This is a genomic window from Paenibacillus endophyticus (assembly GCF_014192395.1).
GTDB classification, from domain to species: Bacteria; Bacillota; Bacilli; order Paenibacillales; family Paenibacillaceae; genus Pristimantibacillus; species Pristimantibacillus endophyticus.
The window spans coordinates 156772-178128 of record NZ_JACHXW010000009.1 but is presented as its reverse complement, the minus strand read 5'-3'; the positions used below and the strand labels follow the sequence as shown (position 1 = coordinate 178128).

Annotated in this window: 20 protein-coding genes; 5 read left to right on the top strand and 15 right to left on the bottom strand. The window is 48.4% G+C overall.

The window, feature by feature from the left end; all coding sequences use genetic code 11:
- Window positions 1-77: 77 nt before the first annotated feature.
- Window positions 78-488 carry an Lrp/AsnC family transcriptional regulator gene (locus FHS16_RS16545; protein WP_183564648.1) on the bottom strand — a complete coding sequence of 137 codons (411 nt, stop codon included), beginning with the start codon at window positions 486-488 and terminating at the stop codon, window positions 78-80.
- A gap of 127 nt (window positions 489-615) precedes the next feature.
- On the opposite strand from FHS16_RS16545, the gene FHS16_RS16540 reads away from it, so the two are divergent.
- Window positions 616-1374, top strand: coding sequence for an MBL fold metallo-hydrolase (locus FHS16_RS16540; protein ID WP_183564645.1), 759 nt, complete (start codon window positions 616-618; stop codon window positions 1372-1374).
- Window positions 1375-1512: 138 nt separating this feature from the next.
- On the opposite strand, the gene FHS16_RS16535 is transcribed toward FHS16_RS16540, so the two are convergent.
- Entirely contained in the window at window positions 1513-1878 is a 366-nt protein-coding gene (locus tag FHS16_RS16535) for a c-type cytochrome (RefSeq protein ID WP_246431785.1), read from the bottom strand.
- Window positions 1879-2060: 182 nt separating this feature from the next.
- On the opposite strand from FHS16_RS16535, the gene tatC reads away from it, so the two are divergent.
- On the top strand, window positions 2061-2792 hold the full coding sequence (gene tatC, locus FHS16_RS16530) for a twin-arginine translocase subunit TatC (RefSeq protein WP_183564641.1): 732 nt from the start codon (window positions 2061-2063) through the stop codon (window positions 2790-2792).
- Between the two features lie 20 nt (window positions 2793-2812).
- A complete protein-coding gene (locus tag FHS16_RS16525) occupies window positions 2813-3016 on the top strand; it encodes a twin-arginine translocase TatA/TatE family subunit (RefSeq protein ID WP_183564638.1) in 204 nt (67 codons plus the stop codon).
- Between the two features lie 80 nt (window positions 3017-3096).
- On the opposite strand, the gene FHS16_RS16520 is transcribed toward FHS16_RS16525, so the two are convergent.
- Together FHS16_RS16520 and FHS16_RS16515 are read right to left on the bottom strand one after the other, a co-directional pair.
- The gene (locus tag FHS16_RS16520) at window positions 3097-4812 is read right to left on the bottom strand and encodes a GMC family oxidoreductase (protein WP_183564635.1); all 1716 of its coding nucleotides are present in this window, start codon (window positions 4810-4812) and stop codon (window positions 3097-3099) included.
- Window positions 4813-4829: 17 nt separating this feature from the next.
- Window positions 4830-5609 (bottom strand): gluconate 2-dehydrogenase subunit 3 family protein, encoded by a 780-nt coding sequence (locus tag FHS16_RS16515; protein WP_183564631.1) that lies wholly within the window; start codon window positions 5607-5609, stop codon window positions 4830-4832.
- Between the two features lie 122 nt (window positions 5610-5731).
- Between FHS16_RS16515 and FHS16_RS16510 the strand changes: the two genes are divergently transcribed.
- Entirely contained in the window at window positions 5732-6424 is a 693-nt protein-coding gene (locus FHS16_RS16510; RefSeq protein ID WP_183564628.1) for a hypothetical protein, read from the top strand.
- Window positions 6425-6540: 116 nt separating this feature from the next.
- Here the strand turns inward: FHS16_RS16510 and FHS16_RS16505 are convergent, their stop codons facing one another.
- From FHS16_RS16505 to FHS16_RS16485, 5 genes are all read right to left on the bottom strand, one after another.
- Complete coding sequence (locus tag FHS16_RS16505; protein WP_183564864.1) at window positions 6541-8259, bottom strand: ABC transporter ATP-binding protein; 1719 nt, start codon at window positions 8257-8259, stop codon at window positions 6541-6543.
- A 58-nt stretch (window positions 8260-8317) separates the two neighbouring features.
- Window positions 8318-9127, bottom strand: coding sequence for a formate dehydrogenase accessory sulfurtransferase FdhD (gene fdhD / locus FHS16_RS16500; protein ID WP_183564625.1), 810 nt, complete (start codon window positions 9125-9127; stop codon window positions 8318-8320).
- 84 nt (window positions 9128-9211) lie between these two features.
- A complete protein-coding gene (locus tag FHS16_RS16495) occupies window positions 9212-11566 on the bottom strand; it encodes an FdhF/YdeP family oxidoreductase (protein ID WP_183564622.1) in 2355 nt (784 codons plus the stop codon).
- Window positions 11567-11772: 206 nt separating this feature from the next.
- A complete protein-coding gene (infC, locus tag FHS16_RS16490; RefSeq protein WP_183564861.1) occupies window positions 11773-12261 on the bottom strand; it encodes a translation initiation factor IF-3 in 489 nt (162 codons plus the stop codon).
- Between the two features lie 100 nt (window positions 12262-12361).
- Window positions 12362-13744 (bottom strand): MATE family efflux transporter, encoded by a 1383-nt coding sequence (locus FHS16_RS16485; protein WP_183564619.1) that lies wholly within the window; start codon window positions 13742-13744, stop codon window positions 12362-12364.
- Between the two features lie 160 nt (window positions 13745-13904).
- On the opposite strand from FHS16_RS16485, the gene FHS16_RS16480 reads away from it, so the two are divergent.
- Entirely contained in the window at window positions 13905-14810 is a 906-nt protein-coding gene (locus tag FHS16_RS16480) for an AraC family transcriptional regulator (RefSeq protein WP_312890940.1), read from the top strand.
- A gap of 231 nt (window positions 14811-15041) precedes the next feature.
- Here the strand turns inward: FHS16_RS16480 and FHS16_RS16475 are convergent, their stop codons facing one another.
- The 6 genes from FHS16_RS16475 to FHS16_RS32455 form a co-directional block, all read right to left on the bottom strand.
- Complete coding sequence (locus tag FHS16_RS16475; RefSeq protein ID WP_183564616.1) at window positions 15042-16226, bottom strand: acyltransferase family protein; 1185 nt, start codon at window positions 16224-16226, stop codon at window positions 15042-15044.
- A 278-nt stretch (window positions 16227-16504) separates the two neighbouring features.
- Window positions 16505-17035, bottom strand: coding sequence for a VanZ family protein (locus FHS16_RS16470; RefSeq protein WP_183564613.1), 531 nt, complete (start codon window positions 17033-17035; stop codon window positions 16505-16507).
- A gap of 537 nt (window positions 17036-17572) precedes the next feature.
- A complete protein-coding gene (locus FHS16_RS32635; RefSeq protein WP_376769675.1) occupies window positions 17573-17860 on the bottom strand; it encodes an aspartyl-phosphate phosphatase Spo0E family protein in 288 nt (95 codons plus the stop codon).
- A gap of 313 nt (window positions 17861-18173) precedes the next feature.
- Window positions 18174-19112 (bottom strand): copper amine oxidase N-terminal domain-containing protein, encoded by a 939-nt coding sequence (locus FHS16_RS16460; protein WP_183564607.1) that lies wholly within the window; start codon window positions 19110-19112, stop codon window positions 18174-18176.
- Window positions 19113-19139: 27 nt separating this feature from the next.
- Window positions 19140-19781, bottom strand: a complete 642-nt coding sequence (locus tag FHS16_RS16455) for a hypothetical protein (RefSeq protein WP_183564604.1) — start codon at window positions 19779-19781, stop codon at window positions 19140-19142.
- A gap of 551 nt (window positions 19782-20332) precedes the next feature.
- Window positions 20333-21340, bottom strand: coding sequence for a nitroreductase family protein (locus FHS16_RS32455; RefSeq protein WP_183564601.1), 1008 nt, complete (start codon window positions 21338-21340; stop codon window positions 20333-20335).
- Between the last annotated feature and the right edge of the window lie 17 nt (window positions 21341-21357).

Sequence of the window (21357 nt, the reverse complement as noted above, 5' to 3'; positions counted from 1 at the left end):
TACGAAAAGGTTGCCCGACAAAAAAAGCATCAACAAAAAAAGACACATCTTTAGAATGTATCTTTTTTGTTGATGCTCTACGACTTTTTAATGACCATAGCTATTTTGTAGTTAGCATGTTCGGTCAATCCATCAAGAAACTGATCTATGTGTTCATTCGAGGGGAATCTACACTCAAGCAGATAACATCCATCTCCACTGATTTTATAGTTATTCAATATGTAGTGCCCTTGCATTTGAATAAAGGCAAGCAATGGCTGATGATTATGGCTATTCGTAAAAATCGTAATAAAGACGTGCATCATGCATCCTAATTTAGCTTGGTTAACTTTAATCGAATACCCCTCAATAACGCCAGTATCCACCAGCTTCGCAACACGGCTTGCGGCTGCTTGTCCGGTCAAATGCACTTTACCTCCTAATTCCTTCATTGTGATACGACTATTTTCAGATAACTCAGCCAAGATAAGCATATCGGTTTGATCCATAGTAATCCTCCCTATTGAATGTTTTTCAAATATCAAGTGAAAACGCTAAACGACTTGAATTAAGCTCTGTAAACCCATATGTCTATCCCATACAATACATATATATCAAAACAAAGGGGATGTAATAATGAAAGTTACACTAATTAGAAATGCAACTTTGGTTGTCGAATATGCGGGAAAGAAATTTTTAGTTGATCCATTTTTGGCTGACAAAGGAACTTACCCTCCATTGCCGAACTCGCTGCGACAGGATCAATTCAACCCGCTCGTTAGCTTATCTACTTCCCTTGACAACATTATAAATGTGGATGCTGTTATTGTAACCCATCTGCATTTAGATCATTTTGACGATAAAGCAAAAGAGGCACTGCCAAAGGATATCCCGATGTTTGTACAAAACGAAAACGACGCTAAGGAAGTTCGAAATGCTGGTTTTGAGAGAGTAGAGGTTCTCAATGAAGATTCACGTTTTGAAAATATCCAACTAATCAAAACAAAAGGAGAACACGGTCGAGGGGAACTATTAAAACTGACGGGCGATGTATGTGGCGTTGTTTTTAAGCACGAAGATGAAAAAACAATCTACGTAGCTGGAGATACCGTTTGGTATGAAGCCATCCAGGAAGTAATCGAAACCCATAAACCAGAGATTATTGTCGTAAATGGCGGAGATAACCAGTTCCTACAAGGCGGTTCTTTAGTAATGGGTAAAGATGATATTTATCAAGTAACGCAAGCAGCTTCAAACTCCACAATCATTTCCGTCCATATGGAAGCAGTGAACCACTGGACCTTATCAAGAGAGGAATTAAAAAGATTCCTCGCAGAAAAAGGGTTATCTACTTCCGTTTTAGTACCGAATGACGGTGAATCTTACACATTCTAATGGCAAGAACGATATACAACCGTTTGAATATGAAAGGACCCCATTAAACAAATTGAATCGAATAAATAAATTTAATAAATAAACAGCAGCAGCCCCTTAGAATTGATATCGTTCTAAGGGGCTGCTAGTTGTTTCGCGTTATTTATGCCCAGCCAGCCAACTGGCAAGCGCAGCAATTTCCTCGTCCTTCAGCTGTCCTTTGTAAGCAGGCATCCCGTTCCCGCCATTGCTTATTTGTGTCGTGATCTGATCAGCAGACATCTCCGCACCTACATGCTGCAGGTTAGGTCCAACCCCTCCGCCAAGATCTACCGCATGACAGCTTACGCAGTTTTTGCCGTACAAAGACTCCGCTTCAGCCGTATTGACCGTCGCGTTACCGTTATTATCGGCTGGCGTTTCGTTTTTAGCTCCGTTATTCGTTTTGTTGCCACCGCAAGCAGCAAGCGAAATAAACAACAGGAACACGGTAAGCATCATCAACCATTTGTAGTGATTTTTCATTGTTTTGCCTCCTAGGTATTGGGAGATTTATTATTAACTTCCCCTAAAACCCATGGCATATGCGCAGCTTCCCAATCATTTTCAGAAAAGGCAAGCCTGCGCATAACGGTATGTTTAATGGATATCCTAAAGAAATGTCATGACCGTTTAAACGAAATAAGCTTGTACTGCGGGGTGATTTTGTGGATTTGCAAGGGGATTTGGTCAACCATCTGACTGAGCTGAGAAAGAGGCTGATCATCGTTATCGCTTGTTTCTTCGTCTCAATGAGCGGTGGACTATACGTTGCCCCCATGATATTGAGGTACATTAAATCAGGCTTGACCGCCAAATCCGTCGAGTGGAATGTTTTTTCGTTCACGGACGGCCTGTTCATCTATTTGCGGTGTGCCTTCCTGTTTGCCATTTTGTTCACGCTGCCCGTGCTGCTGTACCAAACCTGGGCATTCGTGAAGCCAGGTCTAACGGAGACAGAAGCCAAAGGAACGCTTGCTTACGTACCTGTGTCGTTCCTGCTGTTTCTAATTGGCGTTTCCTTTAGCTACTTTCTCGTGTTCCCGATGATGCTCGGATTCATGATTGAGATGAATCACAACGTCGGTGCAGTCGAGACCTATGGGATCGATCGATACTTTTCCTTTCTGTTTAGCGTCGTGTTCCCGCTGGGCGTTGCCTTCGAGATGCCGCTCGTCATCCTATTTCTAACCAAAATCGGAGTGCTCACACCCGAGCGCCTGAACGGATCTCGCAAATACGCATATGTCAGCTTGGCTGTCGTCGGAGCCTGCATCTCTCCGCCCGACTTTGTCTCTCATCTATCCGTGACCGTGCCGCTGCTCCTGCTCTTCGAAATCAGCGTACTCGTAACGCGGAGATATGCGAAACGAGCCGCTGCGGTACCAACCCTTACTTGAATCAAAAAGGAGACATCAACATGTTAAACAATATCGGAGTCTCAGGATTAGTTATTATTCTGCTTATCGCGCTCATCGTTTTCGGGCCCGCTAAGCTCCCGCTGCTCGGACGGGCATTCGGCGATACGCTTCGCGAATTCCGCAGCTCGACGCGCGGCATCGTAGACGATGAACAGCCTGCTTCTGCCACAGACAAAAAGGAAGACGTGCAGAAGCTGCTGTAGCTGAACAAAAAGAAGGCCGTTCCCGAGTTGCTTCGGGAATGGCCTTTTTTGTTTCTTGCCATTCGTGCATTCGACTCGCCTCATACGAGCAAGCCGCCTTTTTCACGATACTTTACAATCCCTTCAGCCGCGCGGTACGCAAGCGCGCCTACCGTGTTGGTTGGATTGTATCCGGCATTCTGGGGGAAAGAGCTTGCCCCAACTACGAATACATTATCCGCATCCCACATTTGACTATACGTATTTACCGCTGAGTTTCCCGGATTGCTTCCCATAATGACGCCGCCTGTGTTATGGGTCGACTGATACGTCATAATGTCATAGGGACCAAGCTCCTTTAAATAGTCAACCTTATCCGCGCCCATCTCTGTAACTATCTTCGAGCAGCGCTCAGCAAGAAACTTCGCCAGCTCCCTGTCTTGATCCTCAAAGTCGAACGTAATGCGGAGAAGCGGATCCCCATAAACATCCTTGTAAGCCGAATCCAAATCGAGAAAATGATGCTTGAACGACATCGATGACCCCTGCGCGCCAACTCCAATCGTTCGGTTCGAATAATGAACTGACTTCGATTTGAATTCAGAGCCCCAAGACGCCGTTCCTGAAGGAACGGGATTGTTCTGAATCGGCCTCGATCCTGGCTGGCCAATCGCAATCACGCCTCCATGGATGAAATTCAGGTCGGAGTGGTCAAAGTTGTCGCCGTTATAATCATCGATCGAAACGCCCAGCGCGCCTGCTCCTGCAAAGTTATTGAACTGTTGATTCTCGAAAAAACCGATCGCGCTGCCTTTGGCAACCTGATACGCATAATTACGTCCAATCACTCCCGTTCCCGTAGAGGAATCATAGGGCTTGCCAAGCTCGGACATCAGCAGCAGCCGGACATTGTTAAACACATAGCTTGTCACGACGACGATGTCTGCAGGCTGAATAATCTCTTCACCTGTCGTTACGTCAGTGTACATGACACCTGTTGCTTTGCCGCCCTTATGTAGTATGCGACGTACATTCGAATGGGTACGGATCTCGAATTTGCCGGTTTTATTCGCGACGGGGATGACGGTTACTACAGGATCTGCCTTAGCCCCATACTCACAGCCGAAGCGCTCGCAATAACCGCAATACTGGCATGCCGCTCGGGCAATGCCATCTGGATTCGTATAATTCTCGGAAAGATTGGCAGATGGCATCATATACGGATTCAGCTTCAGGCGTCCTGCCGCTTCTACGAACATCTGCATCGCAGGAGTCTTCTTCATCGGCGGTGTTGGGAATGGACTGCTCCGTTTCCCGCCTAGCGGGTTCACTTCTCCAGAAATGCCGGTAAGCTTCTCGAATTTGTCATAATACGGTTCGATCTCGTCGTAAGTAATACCCCAATCCTGAATCGTCATGCCTGCCGGAATTTTGTTTTTTCCATACTTCTCGATAGTCTTGCTGCGAATCTCGAAGTCATATGGCAGGAAACGATAGGTTTGCCCATTCCAATGCACCCCTGCTCCGCCTAATCCGTCACCGATGAGAAACGAGCCGTATTGCCGCATAGGCAAAGCGCGAGTTTTCTCCGTACTGCGGAATGTAATCGTTTCTTTGGATAAATCCTGCATCATTTCGTAACGCAAGCCGTAACGAAGCTCGTCATGCACCATGAAATAATCCTCCGTTTTACGCTCCTTGCCTCGTTCAAGCCCAACGACGTTTAATCCGCTTTTGGTTAGCTCGGCCGCAATAATGCCGCCAGCCCAGCCTACACCTACAATGACAACATCGGTTTTCGGTAATGTTTTGGCCATAATATCCTCCCGATTCGCTAATGAGCAACCAAATGATCTTGTAGGCTGTTCGGCTCGATTTTTGTGAAATCCTTCTCGATAATGGTGAGGTAGCTCATTTGACTCCCCGGATAGTTGCGCATCTTCCAGCCGTTCATATCCATGTTTCCGCCATACAAGGGATCGCTATATGCGCCCTCCAGCGTGCTGCTCCGCAATATTTTGAAAAAACCGCTCGCCGAGATCGTCGTTAGCTTCACCTCGTCCGACTCGAACGCTTTAAGCACCTCATCCTGCTGCTCGCCCGTTAATTCCACGAAGCTTTTATCAAATTTCGTCACACTGTAATTTTCAAGCTCGCGCAGCCCGATCTCGAACATTTCCTTTCGCTTGAGCCGGCCTTGATAGCCTTGCACGCTCTCTCCCATATAGAAAGGCGGCATCATATAGTCCCGACCATTGAATCCCCATTCCCCCGCCAGCTGATGATCGATGAAAAAGGCTACGCCCAGCGACTTGGCTCCCGGTCCGGCATCATCCTCTGGAAATATGCGTTCCGTCGCGCTCTCCACGATTCGAAACTGGTCCTGTGTCAAAAACATGAGCGCCCGATTGTAGTTTTTCGGCTCAGCCGCCTTGCCTTCATCCGTCTTAACAGGCGCGTTCTCGGCGGCTGGCTTTCGCTTGATCAGGGAGCCAAGCGCTCCTCCCACGACGATGCCGCCCAATGCATAGCCGCTATTGATTAGAAACTTTCGCCGCGAGTTGCCGTCTACCGCATCTTTGCTTGGCTCTTTCCCTTTATTGCTTCGATTCAATTGCTGCACCTCCTGGAAATTTCAATTTTCTCTTTTATTATTTTCCAAGATGCTATGAATATTCATAAGATGGTAAGGGTCATCCTAACAGCAAATTGCTACCTATGGAGGATGATCGTTTAATGACCGCTCTCAGCAAGCTGCTTGCCTTGTCCCTAGCTGCCGCAGCCCTATCCGGCTGCGCCAGTGACGCGCCTAACACCTCACATTCCAAAGCTTTATCGCAGCAAGAAGCCAAGATGCTTCATGATCCTTCCGTTATTCCAAGTGAAAACGGTCCTAAGCTGCATACGACAAACAAGCATGGCCAAACCACAAACGGCATGGGCACATCCGTATACAGCATGATTGGCAGCTCCAGCCTGCATGCGAGCGGCTTCTCCGCCCATCTCGAATCAAGGCTCAGCGGAATCGGCATTTCCGACGTGCGCGTATTCGTCTTCGACGATACCGTCGTGCTGGCAACAGAGAAGCTGACAGCCTCCGGCTCGAAGTACGATGACGTTCAGCAAAAAGTGCTCGATCCGACCGAAGGCCTGTCGGGTAAAGGCTATTCACCGAATGACGGACTTGGCGGCATAAACGGGACTGACAAGGAAGGCCATGATAATCTATCGATGGCTGCGAGCCAGATCAAAACCTTCATGGGCGGTGATGTTAAGGTACTGACCGTAACCGGAGCGAAAGCGGTGAAAGCGATTGAGAGGATTCGGGCAGATGCTCTTGCCGAGAACTTGTCGCCGGATAGACTGGCCAGCGATATGCGAGAGCTGCTTAGGCTTGTGAAGGCGGATCGAAGCAACGCGAAGAAGTAAGCGCTCGTTCTGAATAAAAACGGCTCCCGAAATGATTTCGGGAGCCGTTTGGTATATTTGCAGCAGCCTAATAAAGGGTACAGGAATCCGCATTGTTTTGTGAATGCCAGTGTTCCTTATCTCGCTCCGAACTGCGCATGGTGCAAGCGGCTGTAGATGCCGCCCGCCGATATAAGCTCCTCGTGCCGACCTTGCTCGCTAATCCCTTGCTCCGTAACGACGACGATTCTGTCGGCGTTCTTAATCGTGGCAAGCCGATGTGCGATTACTAGCGTCGTGCGTCCTACGGACAATTCTGCCAATGATTGCTGAATCGCAGCTTCCGTCTCCGTGTCGAGCGCCGACGTCGCTTCATCGAGAATAAGGATTGGCGGGTTTTTAAGGAACATTCTCGCAATGGCAAGGCGCTGCTTTTGCCCACCGGACAGCTTAACGCCACGCTCCCCAACTACCGTATCGAGGCCTTGCGGCTGGGCATGGATGAATTCCTCCAGCTTCGCCCTGCGTGCTGCCTGCCAGATATCCTCGTCCGACGCACCGAGCTTGCCATAGGCGATATTCTCTCGAATTGTGCCTGCGAACAGGAACACATCCTGCTGAACGATTCCGATCTGCTTCCGCAGCGAGTCCAGCTTCAAATCGCGAATATCATAACCGTCGACAGAGATGCTTCCGCCCTCAATCTCGTAGAATCGCGGCAGCAAGCTGCAGAGCGTAGTCTTGCCTGCCCCGGACGGCCCTACGAAAGCGATCGTCTCGCCTGCGCGAATCGTCAGGTCAATATTTTGGAGCACCTTCGCTTCGCCTTCATAGCCGAACGTGACTTGGCGGTACTCAATGTTGCCGGATAAGCGGTCAACCTCGGTCGCATTCGGCTTATCCGCTACGTCAGGAGCCGTTTCCAGCAATTGAACGTAGCGTTTGAATCCAGCGATCCCTTTCGGATAACTCTCGATAACGGCATTGATCTTCTCGATCGGCTTGAAGAAAATATTCGTCAGAAGCACGAAGCTGATGAACTCTCCGTATTTCAATTCCCCTTTAATAACAAACCATGTGCCTGCAATAAGCACGAACACGGATACGAGTCTCATCAGCATGTACGTGATGGATGAGTTCAACCCAATGATTTTGTACGAAATAAGCTTGGCTTCGCGGAAGCGCAGATTGTTCACCTTGAACAGCTTTCTCTCATGTCCTTCATTGGAGAACGCCTGAACGACGCGGATACCGCCAACCGTATCCTCCACGCGCGCGTTGAAATCAGCCATATCCGAGAACAGGCGATTCGCGGCTTTCGTCATTTTGCCATTGAACATAAGTACGAGCCAAATAATAATCGGCACGATCACGAAGGTGAGAATCGCCAGCTCCAGATTAATATACGCCATGATTCCGAAAGCACCTATGAGCGTCATCGCCGCAATGAACATATCCTCCGGCCCGTGATGGGCGACCTCGCCGATCTCGAAGAGGTCATTCGTAAGACGCGAGATCAGATGACCGGTCTTGGTGTTGTCGAAGAAACGGAAGGATAGCTTCTGCACATGGTCGAACAGCTTTTTGCGCATATCCGTCTCAATGTTAATGCCGAGCATATGCCCCCAATAGGTAACAACGTAGGAAAGCAGCGTATTAATGATGTAGACAATAAGCAGAATCGCGCAGGCCGTTACAATCAGCCCCCAATTCTCATCCGGCAGCAGTGTATCTATTACATAGCTGACCGCAAGCGGGAAGCATAGCTCAAGCACAGCCAGCAGTACCGCACAGCAGAAATCCAGCAGGAATAGCTTCTTGTAAGGCTTATAATAGGCAAAAAATCGTAAAAGCATCATATACTCCTTCTTCTCTCGTAGTGATAATCATTTTCAAGAAAATGATATACAATCACTACCATAGTGTCAATGCATCGCCGAAATCAATTCGCTCCGCATGCGTATACACGTTCATCTCTCCGCCCCTGATAAAACCTACGCAGGTAATGCCGAGATCCTCGGCAAGGCGCAGGGCGAGATCAGTCGGTGCCGATTTGCTCAGCATGATGCCGCAGCCAATCTTAGCCGCCTTTAGCACCGCTTCCGAAGATAATCTTCCGCTAAAGGCAATCACCTTATCAGAGGTGCGCAGGCGGTGCATCAAGCAGTAGCCGAACAGCTTGTCAAGCGCGTTGTGCCTGCCAATATCCGTTCTGACGGCAAGCAGTCCGGATGGCGTACCGATCGCCGCGTTATGGACGCCGCCCGTACTGCGGAATTCCGCGGAGCTCGCCTGCAGCTCCTCCATGAAACGGATGCACTGCTCAGCCGAGATGCGGGTGCGGGTCATGATCGTTTTGGCCGTAAGCATGTCATTGTGGAAATAAAACTGCCTGCTCTTCCCGCAGCAGGAGCCAATAAAACGCTTGGCATAATGATCACGGCTAATCGTTAGCCCATGCGCAAGCTCTACGTAAGCAAAGCCTTTATCCTCATGAATGGTGAGCGCCTTTAGCTGGCCCGCTTCGCGAATAACGCCTTCGGAGGCGAGAAAACCGACAACCAGCTCCTCCAGATTGGTAGGCGAGCATACCAGCGTCGCGAACTCTTCGCCGCCGAGCTTCAAGGTGAGCGGAAATTCCGCGGCAATGTCGTCATCCCTCTCCACAATCGCAGTGCCATCGTATCTCCGTATGCGCCATTTCGTCGTATTCGAAAGCTCCATAAGCATCCCCTCCCCGCACCCTACACGTCTTTGCCAAAAGGCTGTACGGCAAGAGATTCCTTGCCGCTGCATGCCTGCATCTCCCTAACTAGGCGGCTCCGTCTCCAGCTCTGCGATCCGCTTCTCCATATATCTCGTATCCTTAAAAGCATGGTAAGTGTCCGCGCGCTCCACAATAACGGACGCATTGTATTCCGGGATGCCGGCAAGCGGCTCATACACGCCTTTGGCAAATAAGCTGTTTCCCTCCGGCCAATAAAGCTCAATGTTGCCTGCCGCTATATCCGCACGCTTCGCTCGTCCATGAAAGCTGCCGCTCCGATTGTATACGACAATCGCTTCGCCTTCCGATATCGCAAGCCTCGTTAGGTCTTCTCCATTCATCAATACATCGTAGCGGCCCGCCGCATTGAAGGCGTCCTTCTCTCCGTAAATCATGGAATTGAATTGCTTCCCACGCCTGGTTGTCGCATAGAAATGCCCTTCCGGTATGCGTAGCTCCGGGAGTGCAATCGGCAGCAGCTGGCCTCGTCCGTCTGCGGTTTTGCAATAACCGCCCTCGCACAGCCATGCGCCTCCCCATTGAAACACATCGCCTTGCTTGCCCAGCTTCTGGACGCCATCATAGGCTGGCGCTGCCATGGCGATCTCCCTCCTAACGGCATGCGCATCACGAAACACCATTGCTTCTGCCCGCTCCGGGCGAATCCGCGCTGCCAGCTCCGCGTATATTTGCCATTCCGCGCGCGCCTCCTCGATCCGTGGTCCCTCGATCTCCGGCGAATAATAGACCATTCGTTCCGTCGATGTTGAAGTACCGCCTCCCGGCTGCTCATACCTTGTCATCGCAGGGAGAACGATGACCTCCTCCTCCGCATCCAGCAGCGTCGAGGTATTAAGCACAATATCCTGATGTACACGCATATCGACTGCTTCCAAGCAGCGTCTTACGAACTGCGGATCGGGCATCGTCTCGACAAAATTACCCCCTGACGTATAGAACAGCTTCAGCTTTCGTTCATGGCGCTCCGGCAGCATTGCGTTCTCCAGCGATACGCCTACGATATCGCCCTGCCATTCTGGAAGCTTAAAGGCCCAGAGCTTCTCAACCCGCTTAATATCGTCGCCATTGAATTCGCCGCCCGGCAGACTGAAGGGATCCGCACCCATTTCTCCCGAACCCTGCACGCCGCTATGGCCGCGAATCGGCATCAGCCCGCAATGCTCTCTGCCAAGGAAGCCTCGCAGCAGCGCAAGATTCGCCACCTGCGATATATTGTCCGTTCCGAAACGATGCTGCGTCAGCCCCATGCTCCAGACGAAGACTCCTGATTTCGCTTCTGCCAGCAGCAAAGCGAACTCCCACATCCTTGAGCGCGTCAGCCCAGAAGATCGCTCCAGCAGCTCCCAATCCTGGTTCCGAATATGTGACTGAAGCTCTTCATACCCATTCGTATGCGCGTTCACGAAAGCATGATCGATTGCCGCCCCCGGCTGCTCCTCCTCCATTTCGAACCAGCTCTTCATAACGCCATGCATAAACGCGATGTCTCCGCCGATGTTCACCTGATAGAAATCGTCAGCCAGCTTCGTACCGAACAGCGCCGACTCCGGTATCGATGGAATCCAGTAGCCCTCCATTGCCGGCTCGCGGTAGGGGTTAATGACGATAATTCTCGTCCCCTTGCGCTTCGCTGCGTACATGTACTTCGTCGACACCGGCTGATTATTCGCGGCGACGCTGCCCCAGAACACCAGGATGTCAGTACCAATCCAATCCTTGTAATTGCAGGTAGATGCCCCAACGCCTAGGGAGCGCTTCATAGCCGTCTTCGAAGGGGAATGACAGATTCGGGAAGCATTATCGATATTATTCGTACCGATGAGTCTAGCCGCCTTCCCCGCCACATAATAGGATTCATTCGTAATGCCTCTGGCGGTTAAATAGAAGGCCATCTGCTTCGGATCGATCGCCCGCGCTTTCGCCGCGATGCGTCCCAATGCCTCGTCCCATGATATTCTGCGAAAGCTGCGTTCTCCCTTGCTGCGAATGAGCGGGTACGGCAGCCTCCCAAGCTTGCGCAGCTGTGCGCTGTCCAGCTTCCGCAGCTCGTCGATGTCCGCGTGCAGCATGGCCGGCTTGATCGCTGGCATCGTGTTCAGGCGCAGCACGTTTAGCCTTGTCGTGCATACATGCGGTCCTTCCAGCGTCTGGTCATACAACCCGGATACGCCAAGCGCGCAGCCGTCGCAGACGCCCTGCGTTAGTATGCGGTAGGCATACGGCAAGCTGTCCCGATTATCCCAGGCCACCTTCAACGTATCCTTTATATGATGCGGCTTAATGCGGCCAAGCCCGAAGGGAGCCTTGCTTACCCATAGCTTCGGATCCGGCAGTCTTGGCAGCTTGATGGGTCCTGTATGTATCGTCTTCTTCAATCGACAACCTCCCCGATCAGCATCATCAAATACCTTAATGTATGGATACGATTCATTCGGTTATGCCAGTCTTGTAAAGAAAGCGCATACAAATATATCTGTTGCTAAAATCATACATGATATTTTGGCGTTCATGAACTGCCAGAATGAGATTGAGAGAATAGAGCTATGGATTCGCTCTATTCCCCCCTAGAGCGGCTAATCGGCTACAATGGCAATACTTGAACGGCTGCCTGCTTGCCGCTCACTTGGATGCCTGACTGTTTCTTGCCGTTCTCCGCCAAATCCTTCACCATTCGCTCGAGCAGCTCCTTCGCCTTCGGACCTTCCTTGCCCTGGATGCGCACCACTAGCTGGATGCCATTGCCGGAGCCGAGCAGCTTCGCCGCCTGACGAAGCTTCGTATCATAATCATGCTCTTCGATATGCGGGGTCAAACGCAGCTCTTTCACCTTGGCAGGCTGCTCCTTGGCCTTCGCGCTGCGTTTCTCTTGCCCCGCCTGCTGCTTGGCTTGTCCCTTCGCGACCAGCTTGCACGGAGGGGGGCTGCTCATGAGCGAGGTGCATACGAGATCCACCTTAAGCTCACGCGCCTTCGCGAGCGCCTCATCGCGCGTTACAATACCGAGATCCTCGCCGCGCAAGCCCGTAAGATGGACCTCGGAGGCACGTATTTTTTCATTCATCATGACCATGGATGCCATACCCGCTTCTCTCTCCCTTACTGTAAATATGAAAAACAGCAGCCTTCACTATCGAAGCCGCCGTTTTCTTTTTTTCTATTATACGCTTTTCTTACGCTTCCAGCGCGGTTTGTTTCCGCAGCGCCATAGCAGCAATCTCCTGTGACTCCGCTTTGCGAAGAAATTTCTTGCCTCGCCAGCGAAGCAGCGACAAGGTGCCGCGGATGTATTCATCCAGTATCATGCATGCATAAATGCCGATCAAGCCCCAGCCAAGCGCAATGCCTACATAATAAGCAAGTGCCGTCGCAACCAGCCACATCGAGAAAACGGATGTCCACATCGTATATCGCGTATCCCCGACCGCGTTCAACGCATTGCCGAGCGCCATATTAATCATTTTGCCCGGCTGCAGCAGCAGGTTCATACCAAGCAGCGAGACGCCGAGCGCCACGATCTCCTTATTGTCAGTGAACAAGCCGAGCAGCTGCTTCCCGAACAGGAAGATAAGGAAAGCATTGACCGTCACGACACCGAGACCGATCCACATCGCCCGGAAAGCGAGACCGTAAGCCTCCTTTACCCTTCCCGCACCGTACAAATGGGCAATCTGGATTTGCACCGCAAGCGCAATCGAATAGCCGAGCATAAAGCAGAACGATTCGAGTGTGTTCATATACGTTCTCGCTGCCAGCTCATTCGAGCCCAGCATCGCCAGAAACGTGAAGATCAGCAGCTGCGTGAACACCCAGCAGGACATATTGACGCCAAGAGGCCAGCCAATACGGATAATGTCACCGAACAGCTTGCGATTGAACAGCGAAAAGTCGCGCAGGCTGATCGTCCTCTCGAAGGAGCTGAGGAACATGATGAACAGTACGATGGTAGCCAGCAATCGGCAGAGCACGGTGGAGACGGCTACGCCCATCAGTCCCCATTTCGGGAAACCGAAAGCGCCGAAGATGAACGCATAGTTGAAAAATACATGAACCACATTCATCCCGATTGCCGTGTACATCGGTCCTTTCGTATTGCCCGTATTCCGAATCGACGTGCTGAGCGCCGACATGACGGCAATGAGAACCATACCGCCGCCAACGATAGAAATATAAGTCTCCGCAAGCGGGATCAAATGCTCCGGAAGCTGGAGTATTGCGGCGATTTCCCCTGGAATCAAATACAGCAGAACGCTGAGCCCAATACCTATAATCGCACTTACCGTTACGGCCATGATAGCGATCGTACGCGCATCCTCGCCATTGCGGGAGCCTATCTTCTGAGCGATAAGGATGCCTGCACCGCTTGCTACGGTAATAAACAAAGTCGTAAGCGCTTGGAACAGCTGGTTGGAGAAGCCGACTACAGCAACCGCATCGTCGCTGATACGGCTTACCATAAGCGTATCCGCGGCCCCTAATAAAAATTGCAAAAACAGCTCGATAAATATCGGCCATGCCAGCATCCAAAGCGAGAATTTTTTATCCGTCAAAGCCATTATGCTTTCCTCCTGCACGAGCTCCCTGCTGGGAGCCGAATCCGTTGTCAATTGATCATTCGTCATTTCAAATTATAGATGCTATACTGAGCCTGATGTATCACTTTTACAACCGAAACTATAACGATTCCAACTTCGAAATAGGGGAGCCAGCAAACCAGTGCCTATTATTCATATGACCATCCCGCCGCTTCCGCATTACATCATCGGCGGGTATACCCTTGCACCCGCAGGGCGCAAGCATCCCAGCAGACGCAATATAGAAGTGTTCGACCTGCTGGTTGTCACGCGAGGCTGCCTCTATATCGGAGAAGAAGAGCAGCACTACGAAGTAAGCGGCGGCCATGCTCTGATCCTCCGGCCTGACGCCTATCATTACGCTACGCGTGCCTGCCAAGAGCAAACCTCTTATTACTGGATACATTTCCAGACGACCGGACAATGGGGCTTGTCGGAGGAAGCCATAGCGGAGGAACGGGTTGTAGGAACCAAAGAGTTGATTGAAAAAGCGAAGGAGCGCGTGCTTTCCTCTAGTTTTTATACGACGCAAACCTTCACGAAGCAGCTGCCGCAATTCACTAAGCTGCTCCAGCCCTCCAAGATGGAGAGCCTTCTCAACCAGCTGGTGCTGCTTAATATGAATGACCATATCCCAAGCGTCAAGTGGAAGCAGCAGCTTGCGTTCCAGGAGGTCATCGAGCATTTGTCCGCATCCATGGAAACGCAAGGCCCTACGCCCTCTGCCTTATGCGCAGAGCAAGCAGCCTCCTACTTGCGGGAGCATTACCGCGATAACATAACCGCTCAGGAGCTTGGCGAGAGTATCAACTTCCATCCTGTCTATATCGCGAGATGCATGCAAAAAGAATTTGGCTGCGCCCCATTCGATTATTTGATGCGCTTTCGCATTGAGCGGGCGAAGCTGCTGCTGCTCCAAACCGACCTGGCCGTCGCCCGTATCGGCGAAGAGGTTGGCTTCAACCATGCAGCTTACTTTGCCTCTTGCTTCGCCAAGTACGAAGGCATTTCTCCACGCAAATACCGGCAGCGCTTCTCGCACGGATAAGCGTAAACGGCTGTCGCCGTCCTCTGTGGCAAAAGCAGTCGTTTCGCGTAGATAGATAAGCACATTTATAGGTGAAAACATACATTCTTATTTATTAACAAAAGGGATGCATCCACATATCGCATGCAGGCGCATCCCTTTATTGCACAAGATCCAACTTCTTATTCGAGTTCATGCAAGCCCCCGACTACTGCTGCTCGTTGTCAAAAGCCTGGGCATTCAATTGCTGTCTTACATGCTTGCTGCAGTACCTTCAACATGGCTCACCGTTCCAGCTGCCGGCTTCTTGCCCCAATTGGTCAGCCGCTTTCCTAACCGAATCGAAGGCAGCTCGACCAAATAATAGCTCATCGCCCCAGCTCCGAACGAAACCACAAAAGCAATGACGACGATAATCGGCGTGTCCAGCTTGCCTTCTAGCAGATGTACGAGCGAGAGCAGCACAATCATATGATACAGATATAGGCTGTACGAAATTTTGCCCAAAAACAGCAGCGGCCTTCGCTGCAGCTGCCGCGACAAGCGAACAGAAGAAATCGCGGCTACGATAAAGATCGATGCCCCAATCGCTGTCATCCAATCGCCGCCATGCGGCATGAACATATCGTGGAAGTCCTCGCCGTAGCCGATCCATTTGAAGGAATAGCAGCAAAGCCCTATCACGAGCAGCAGCGACATCCAGCAGCCATTCAGCCGCAAGAACAGCATCTTCAGCTCTCCCTGGTACTTTGCGAGCAAAGCTCCCACAATAAAAAAGGAAGCATAGTGCAGTGTGACTACAAAGTTTGTCATATAACGCGTCTCAAAGTTGGCTAGCAAAATTTCGGCCCCGTAAGATAAGAGCAGCGCCAGCGGAAGTCCAAGCTTCCAGCCGCCTTTGACGATAGCAAACATAATGAACGGAAATAAGAGCGAGATTCGCATTTCATGAACAAGTGTCCATAGAATCGGATCGTACCGCGTCGTATTATAGTTGCCTACGAAGAGCAAGTGATGAATAAAAGAGGACCAGTTCGGCGGGATGACCCAAAGGTTGTTGTAGTAGCTTGTCAGATCGGTGAGCTTCGACACGTACACGGCTTCCCTCATCGCAATCGCAATAAGCAGTGCAATGACAAACGGGATATAGATGCGGCAAATCCGCTTAATCACATACTTCGTGTAGGTCTGCTGACGGTTGCTGAAGAATGGAAGCGAAAGCACAAACCCGCTTAACAGAAAAAACATAATGACGGCCTCGTGGCCGCCCCAAATCGCGTGCAAGGGGGTGTATTTCAACAGGTTCAACGGGTAGTCAAGCAGCCCTAGCCCTGAAGTGTTCTGCACAATAGGCGTGAACACCATTAAGAAATGTCCGATCATCACGGCAAGTGCCGCGAGCCCTCTAAGTGAATCCAATTGTTCATAGCGCTGCACGCTGCGATTCCTCCACATTTACCGAATCTTTATAATGATCAAAAACAATTATAAGGGATAGCAGGCCGCTTTGTCCGCAACTATTTCATTGTTTTGATCCTACTCATGAAAGGGTAATAGGACGGTCTTCTGACGAGCTCTATCCCACTCCGAAGCACAGCCTTTATCATCGCAAAAAATAGCCGCCGCCCAGCTGCATAAACAGCTTGAACGGCAGCTCTGCGTGCCTGCGCTTGGTCAATGACCGCCACATGCTTCAGCATGTACGGATAGGCTGGTCACCGCGTCTTGGACCTCCCTTTTCTTCTCCATAGCCTAACGATTCCGAGCAAGCCTAAGCAGACCAACAAGCCTGCGCAGCCGCCCATAAAGTCGAGCACGACGTCTGTCGCATTCCCCGTTCTCTCATCAGAGCCTAGTTGGTTCCACTCATCCAGTGCCGGAACGGCTACTGCCGCAAGAAGCGTGAGCAGGATGGATACCCATACGCGTCCGCGGGTTAAGGTACGTAAAAACATGAACAGCAATGCCGAGAGCGTTGCATATACGAACAAATGCGCACCCTTGCGGAACAGAAACTCAATAAATCGATATGGATTCACATGTGAATTAACGACACTCGTTCGGTAATGGATCGTCACGTCCGGCAGCCATCTCATAAGCTGGTGATAATTAAAATGACTCCTTAAAAAAGGCTGGATGCTCTGCTCCTCATAGGTTTGCGATGAAAAAACGAACAGCATGCCCAGCCATCCCGCCAGTACGATCCCCCAGAGTGCAACCGCTCCCCATCTACTTGTTTGATTCAAACAGCACGCACCTCCCGCATTGCAAATTCCTCTTTCTATCATACTTGAAAAAATTCATAGAAACAAAATACGAGGGTGAGTGAGGAATCAGCAGCATACAAAAAAAACGGACACTCGCCAAAGGCAGATGACCGTTTAGAATGAAGTCAAATCATTTGATAGCAAACCCTTTTCAAAATTACTTATTTTATAAAAAAACAGTATAAAAGACCTATTTTTGTATAGTCAATATGCCTAAAGTTTGGTATTATAATAAAAAGAAGTGAAGCGAGGCGATTCTCATATCCAGCTATTTAATGTTTACCGAGCTATCCACTCCACTAAAAGTTCTCGGCATACGGATATTTAAGGATGAGAACGGTCATTTTTGGTATAAATTCAAATCAAATAAACGAAAACGTTTTTTCAAATAATCAATATATTCCATGAATAGGTAATGTAAGCGAATTCTTAATTTTAGTTGTACATCTGTTGCTACAACTCTAGAAGAATAGCAGCCAGCCATCCAGACAAACAGTCCTCTTACGATGAGAAAAGTCAGGCATTCACCACATAGTCTGTATATGCACAATATATTTCACTCCCGCACTCCCGTCCATAACGAACACAATCATAACAATTAAGAATTCGATCCAGTGCTTGACTAGCCCCCAATACTTCGTCAGATTGGTAGGATTGGTTCATTAACAACTTATCGACCATCTCCTGCCGCAGCCGTTCAATTGCTTGTTCCAGCTTTGCTTTATCATGAAGTTGATTAATCGTACTGCACCCCTCCCATAGGAAGCGTATTATTCTCGATATCGATGAATATCTCCTCGGCAATCCTCATTTACATAGCCTGGCTCAGAACAGCAAAACCATTAAACATGTCCTTCGGCCCTCTTCTTTCCCACCTATGTATGTTTTTGGAATAGTTCTTAATGCTAGTGTAATGCATATTTTAGTACTATGGTAGTGGTTATTCATAAAACTAGCAAATTTTTTACAATTTCTTCACAATTGGATCCACAGCAGCCATTTATCTACTAGCGATACAGCCTAACAAATAATAGACCGTAATGAAGTTTTAGGCTCCAGTACGGTCTATTGATGCAGCACGGTATCTGATCCTGCACTCACTGATTTATAATACGTTCTAACCCATGTTCTCCGCTATCTGTCTTCCCGCCTCAAGCTCTTTATTGAAAGCGGTACGATAGGTTGCAATAATATCTGTGCTATACCCATTTCCTGCAAGCTTCGCAGACGTATCTGTCATAATCGATTCAAACCTCGAGGAGCAATTATTAACCTCTTGAAGTCCTTTTTCCTTAATCTTAGGTTGATCTGCTGCGCTCGCCGCCAAATATTGCATGCCGATGTCCATCAGCGTCGCTTGACAGCTGTTCTTAAGTGAAGCAAGCTGCGATTCTGCACCAGCTGTTATCTGCTCATAGGAAGGCTTCACTGGTTGACCAGTACCACCTGAATTTCCAGAACCGCCCGTGCTGCCGCCGCCGTTGCTAGGCAGTATGATTCCGCCGCCCCCTTGTTCAGCTCGATAAGCAGCTGACTCGCCGCTAACTGTCTTTGTAGCCGGATCATAACCGATCTGGGAGCCTGCTGATTCTGACAAGAATCGGATTGGTGCATAGATCGAGCCTTTGTACCCATAGAGCGATTGTCCGGCTGGCAGAACCGCCGCCTTGCCATCGAATACGAGCTTAGCCTGTACTGGCTGGATCGTTATTTCAATGCTTGTTTGGGGCTTTTGCGTGCCTGAAGCTGCCGTCTGAAGATGCTTTTTCAACGCTGCAAGCTCCTTCTCTGTTGGCTCCGAGACTGAAGCCGTCGCGCCATCCCAATTCACAGTCTTTTGAAGCGCATAGGAGATATAGCGGATAGGTACATAGGTACGCCCCTCATGAATAAATGCATATTGCCCTTCCGGGAGTGTTAACGATTTTCCATCAAACTTCAATTGAACCGATTGTGTTTTGGTCTTGATTGCTGTCGCTGCAGAAGCAGAAGCCGCCCATAAAGAAGAAACCATCATCATAGCTAGAAATACAGATAATACAGGTGACTTTTTCATAAATCCTCCTTGAAATCGTAGAGCTGATTACTTAATCGAGTCAGCAATAACAGCCAGTGCATCGGCTCTGGCCTGGGCCTTCGCGCTCTCGTATTGCGAGCTCCAATCAGGGAAGGCTTGATCCCCTAGGTCGGCGGCCTTATACTCGCTCTTCGCATTGCTCATTAATTCATTAAACTTGGCATCACAATCTGACTCAGCAGAAAAAACCTTACTCAGATATTTGCTCTGAATATCCGCAAGCGTAGCATCCTTATTACTGCTCAATTCACCTGCGATCTGCTTCACTAGACTATTGCTTGTTGCTTGGCAAGAAGATTTCAGACTACCCAGCTTGGCCGTGACCGAAGCATCAATCTTCTTCTTATTCCGGGACTTTTCTTCCGAATTGGTAGATTCACCCTTGGAATTATCGTCCTTCTCTACGTTATCAGACGTTGGTCCTGGTGTCAAAGTTGCAGATGGGGTTGGAGCAATATTCTCGGGTTGAGTAGATGGGCCTATCTCTGGAGTTTGCGTTGGCTCATTATTCATAGTCGCTTCTGGTTGGTCAGCGGGAGAGGATATGGGAGACGATAATGGAGATGGGGAAACGACTCCTGTATTTCCCTCAGCCGTTTCATCCAACTGCCCATTCAGCTCTTCTACCTGATTCAACTTGGAAAACAAGCTCATGCTTCCATATATAACGATTCCAATAATAATGAGTGCTCCTGCTAAAATAAAAAGGTACCTTTTTCGATTTTTCATAGTTTTGGTTTCATAAGGGCGATTGCACGAGCAAGAGCCACCTACGATTCTCCTTTATAGATTAGGATAAAAAACAAGCTGACGCCTAGACGAATATGGTATCAGCTTACATTTATGACGTTTTCGACTGAGCAAAGGTTACGCTAGTCCCCATAAACCAGCTATGATGGGAGAATAATAATGGATAGCTCAGTGGAAGTCCTAGTAAATAAATGTACTTTTACAAAAAAAGTGACCAGTTTCAGTAGTAGTATAGCCCATTTCGTATGGTATATGAGGTTATTTTGTTACTGGTTTGCTTACAAATCTACTAGTTGATATATAGAAATGAAAGTTTAAAATAAGAATAGTTATCTAAGTGTTGTTTCTTTGATAATAGTTGAAGATTGATACCATTCAATAAACTTACTAATTCCATCTTCGAAGTGCCACGATAGGTTATATCCGAGTACTTTGGTGATGTGTTACTTTTAAATTATGGTAATGACTTCGTTAAGATCTTTTCTTTTTGATATAGGAACACTAAAACTACTTGGCAAGTGACCAACACCAATCATCATTATGATATTTTCATTTTCTTTTATATTTAATGCATTTCTTAATTTGCTATCCTTTCCTTTTTCTACTGCCCAGTTCAAAGCACATGCACCTAATCCATGATAATGAAGAGCATAAAGTAAAGACATAGAATACATTCCACCATCAATAAACGACTGGTTTCTTTCTATCAATCCTTTAAAAGCATTTAAATCAGAAGTTACTATTAATACTTTATTGATTAGATGTCCAAAGCCTCTATTACCGTTTTGTAATGATAATGCCTCTTTTATTTTATCCTTATCTTTAATAAGATAAACTCTTGATGATTGCCTGTTGCAAACTGATGGTGTCTTTTGTGCAATCTTAATAGATTCTAATAATAAATCTATATCTACATTTACTTCAGTAAAGTTTCTAACACTACTTCTGCCATATGCAAACTCTTTAAAGTTAATTTGTGTTTTAGCTAAATATGCATCTTTATCCATTAATAACGTTCCACCAATGTGATTATTAAGTTTTATATCTTTGAATAGGTTATTTGCCCTTTGGACCATTCCTAAAGTGTAATTATCCGTAGCACTCCTATTAAATTCAAAGTACTTGTCTAGAACTTGAATCGCTGCCTGGATTTGTGTAGTCTCTACACAATATCCTTTACAAATATATCTATCTAACAAAAATATAAGTCGATTTACTCTGTCTTTTCCGAACCCAACTCTTGGTTCGGGCATACTCAGTCCCTTTTCTATTACATGATATTTTGCAGTTATTTGCGCTTCTAGCTTCAATCTCTTATTATCAGCAACTGATGATGAATATTTAATGTATCTTTTGATATCATATATATAATTATTAATAATTTTAGGCAAATCACGCATTGCTTTAATTACTATAAATAACCAATTAGGCATTTTTCCCTTGATTCTATTTAGCACTTTAATCATCCTATTCC

Bases quoted from the DNA above. Each gene is read 5' to 3' on its own strand.
- FHS16_RS16505 (WP_183564864.1), bottom strand. From the start codon at position 8,259: ATGCTTTTACGATTTTTTGCCTATTATAAGCCTTACAAGAAGCTATTC.
- infC (WP_183564861.1), bottom strand. From the start codon at position 12,261: ATGGTCATGATGAATGAAAAAATACGTGCCTCCGAGGTCCATCTTACG.
- FHS16_RS16540 (WP_183564645.1), top strand. From the start codon at position 616: ATGAAAGTTACACTAATTAGAAATGCAACTTTGGTTGTCGAATATGCG.
- FHS16_RS16510 (WP_183564628.1), top strand. From the start codon at position 5,732: ATGACCGCTCTCAGCAAGCTGCTTGCCTTGTCCCTAGCTGCCGCAGCC.
- FHS16_RS16485 (WP_183564619.1), bottom strand. From the start codon at position 13,744: ATGGCTTTGACGGATAAAAAATTCTCGCTTTGGATGCTGGCATGGCCG.
- FHS16_RS16460 (WP_183564607.1), bottom strand. From the start codon at position 19,112: ATGAAAAAGTCACCTGTATTATCTGTATTTCTAGCTATGATGATGGTT.
- FHS16_RS16520 (WP_183564635.1), bottom strand. From the start codon at position 4,812: ATGGCCAAAACATTACCGAAAACCGATGTTGTCATTGTAGGTGTAGGC.
- FHS16_RS16525 (WP_183564638.1), top strand. From the start codon at position 2,813: ATGTTAAACAATATCGGAGTCTCAGGATTAGTTATTATTCTGCTTATC.
- FHS16_RS16545 (WP_183564648.1), bottom strand. From the start codon at position 488: ATGGATCAAACCGATATGCTTATCTTGGCTGAGTTATCTGAAAATAGT.
- FHS16_RS16535 (WP_246431785.1), bottom strand. From the start codon at position 1,878: ATGAAAAATCACTACAAATGGTTGATGATGCTTACCGTGTTCCTGTTG.
- fdhD (WP_183564625.1), bottom strand. From the start codon at position 9,127: ATGGAGCTTTCGAATACGACGAAATGGCGCATACGGAGATACGATGGC.